2 protein-coding genes are annotated in these 3,040 nt (G+C 44.0%); one reads left to right on the top strand and one right to left on the bottom strand.

Annotation, left to right across the window (positions count from 1 at the left end):
• Positions 1-22 precede the first annotated feature (22 nt).
• The gene (locus WB217_RS18000; protein WP_423994676.1) at positions 23-535 is read left to right on the top strand and encodes a YwhD family protein; all 513 of its coding nucleotides are present in this window, start codon (positions 23-25) and stop codon (positions 533-535) included.
• A gap of 258 nt (positions 536-793) precedes the next feature.
• On the opposite strand, the gene WB217_RS17995 is transcribed toward WB217_RS18000, so the two are convergent.
• Positions 794-2,857, bottom strand: a complete 2,064-nt coding sequence (locus WB217_RS17995) for a transglycosylase domain-containing protein (RefSeq protein ID WP_423994675.1) — start codon at positions 2,855-2,857, stop codon at positions 794-796.
• Positions 2,858-3,040 lie beyond the last annotated feature (183 nt).

Raw genomic sequence — 3,040 nt, 5'->3', positions numbered from 1 at the left:
CGTTTCAAGGAGGTTATTTTTCATGGAAGAGAAAAAAGGTAAAAATATCGGTTTCAATATTATTAAAAATGATCCGATGGACGGCCATAAGGGCTTCGGAAAGAGCGCTCTTACTTTAGATAATGTTTCGCCGGTCATCATTGATGTTGAAGCTGGTGAAGCAACGGTAGATGTCGGTGCGATGCATGCACGAAGTGTGGTGGAGAAGGGGATCAAGTTTCTCCCGGACCGCAATGAAGTTCCGGATGCCAAGTTGTATTGGGTTGTCTGGGTGACGATTGACAGGAAGGAAGAGGGTCCGTATTATGCTGGAGTTACAGCGTGCGACATGACCGTCAATCGTGAAATTCGCCGCGGCTATAAATTGCTGCCTGAGCATGTGAACCGTCTTGATAAGTCGATTAAGCGCCATATTATTGTCGACCATATGGATGACAAATCCAAAACAATTCTTGCTGATTATTTGAAAAATCATGATGCTGGTATGTGGGAAAGATCATCTGAGCAATTAAAGGCTGATTTGTCCGCAGAGTAAGGGCTTCTTCTAACATAACTTAAGGGAGATTTATCACTTGGATAAATCTCCCTTAAATTTGTCGAAATTGTGACATTTTTTCTAGTTAACAATATCTGGCTTGCTCACTTTGAATAAAAAAAGTAAACTTATAACAGCGTAAAAACACATTTTATGCTAGGACGAGAAAAACCCCGGGAGCTTGCTTCCGGGGTTTTTCTTTGGTTTAAGGCCTTTTTTGGCGATTATTGTCGTTGACAAGGTATGGTAGACAGATACTTAGTTTCCGAATAGACGCTTATACCAAGGTTTCTTTTCTTTTTTCTTTTGTGGTTTTTCTTCTTTAAACTCTACGTCATCGAGATGGTCTGTGCAATATTCTGTTGGCTCAGTGCCGGTCTGGTAGTAAGTGAGTCGTTTAACTGGGCAGCCATCGGCAGCGAGCTTTCCGTTGGCAGGGTCGACATACACAGCGACTGTGCCTTTTGCAGCTTTGAATTTCTTCGCAGGCTCATTGTCGAGTGCTTTTTCCATGAAATCCAGCCAAATATTCTTTGCGTATGATTTTTCCACTGGCAGCTCAATTGGCTTGCCTTTGTCGTACCCAGTCCATACTGCCGAGACGAGCTGGGGGGTGTAGCCAATCATCCAGCTGTCGGTTTCGGTAGTTCCTGATTTTGCCGCATATGGACGTGTCATTTTCTTGATTAGCGTGCTGCCAGTAACGGAAGCGTATCCGTTCAGCTTTTTATCAAAAATTCCTGTCAGCATATGGGTCATGACCGATGCTGCGTCAGGCTTCAATACCTCGGCATCTTCAGGCTGATATTCATAGATAACATCCCCTCTATTGTTCTCAACCCTTTTGATCAAAATTGGCTCCACTTTTTTGCCGCCATTGGCCAGCATACTGTAGGCATTGGCCATTTCAATTACCCTCACCCCTGATGTACCAAGAGCAAGCGAAGGAACCTTTGCCATTTTCGTTGTGATGCCAAATCGTTTGGCGGTTTCGATCAAGGTTTCCTCACCAAGGAAGAGATGTGTTTTCACTGCATAGACGTTATCCGACAGTGCTAATGCCTGGGCCATAGTGATATCAGCGTTTGCATATTTGTTATTAAAATTGTGCGGTGTGTATTCAGTGCGATCGTCATCAAACTTGAATGTTGTCAGCTGGCTCTTCATGGTCGATGATGGTGTGAAGCCATTTTCAAGGGCAGCATAATAGAGCAGCGGTTTCATCGTAGAGCCCGGCTGCCTGACTGCCTGGACGGCGCGGTTAAATGGGCTTTCCTCGTAATTTCTTCCGCCAACAAGCGCCTTGACATACCCGTTTTTCGGGTTCATGGCCACAAACCCGGCCTGGATTTCTGAGTCAGATGAAATCATGTTGCTGATTGTTTTTTCAGCGATTTCCTGCTGCTCCAGGTTAAGAGTTGTATATACCTTCAATCCACCGAGGGAGATTGTGCGGTCATCGAAATTCAATGATTTTTTCAGGGCGTTCCTAACAGCATCCTGGAAATAAGGTGCCGAGCCAAGCTGGTCATTCTGGTGTTTGCCGACAAGCTGCAGGTTCTCTATTTTTGCTTTTTCAGCCGTCAGTTCATCTATGAACCCGTTTGCCTTCATTGTGTAAAGGACCGTCTGCTGGCGCTGTTTTGCTTTTTCCATGGAAGCAAAAGGCGAATAAATGTTAGGGCCTTTCGGGATTCCGGCAAGCATGGAAGCTTCCGCCAGAGATAAATCCTTCGCGTCTTTGCCAAAATAATAACGGCTTGCAGCCTGGACACCATATGCACCATTGCCATAATAAATTGTATTTAAATAACCTTCGAGGATCTCATCCTTCGAATAATTCATTTCAAGCCGTAATGTATAGAACGCTTCAACCGCTTTGCGCTTCCATGTTTTTTCATGGGCAAGGTACAGGTTCCGTGCGTATTGCTGGGTAATCGTGCTAGCTCCCTGAACCTTTGACATCGCCTTTACGTCAGCGAGTGCTGCCCCGGCAATCCGTTTATAATCAAAGCCGTTATGAGCAAAAAAGCTTTTATCTTCTATAGATATCGTTGCGTCAATCAGATGCGGTGAGATATCTTTTAACGAAACCCAATAACGCTTCTGTCCAGAATTGCTCTCGCCGATGACTGTGCCGTCGTCGGAAAAGTATAAGGTAGACTGTGGTACAGCTAATTCAGGAGGACCCTGCAGCTTAGCGTAACCAATCAGAGAAAAGTAGACGATAGTGGCTAACGCCAAGCCCGCAAGCCCAATAAAGATCAATGCCCGCAAATATTTAATTGTTTTGCGAAACCGCTGGTCGGTCATCAGCTCCATGCTGCTTTCCTCCTCAAAAAGATAGATACTATCAGTATGAAAGAAAATAGCAGCTTTTAAACATTTAAAAAGCCGAGAATTAAATTTTACTTGCAATTTTGCTAGATTCAACTATACTTTTTCTGATGTTTGTATTTGTGATGTTGGGGAAGTATAAAACTAAATATGCAAGCGATTCATTTT

The organism is Mesobacillus sp., assembly GCF_049588175.1.
GTDB lineage: Bacteria > Bacillota > Bacilli > Bacillales > Cytobacillaceae > Mesobacillus.
Note: the sequence above shows the minus strand (reverse complement) of the source record. Positions and strands in the feature narration are given on the sequence as shown.

Coding starts and splice junctions, on each gene's coding strand:
- WB217_RS18000 (WP_423994676.1), top strand. CDS start 23: ATGGAAGAGAAAAAAGGTAAAAATATCGGTTTCAATATTATTAAAAAT.
- WB217_RS17995 (WP_423994675.1), bottom strand. CDS start 2,857: ATGGAGCTGATGACCGACCAGCGGTTTCGCAAAACAATTAAATATTTG.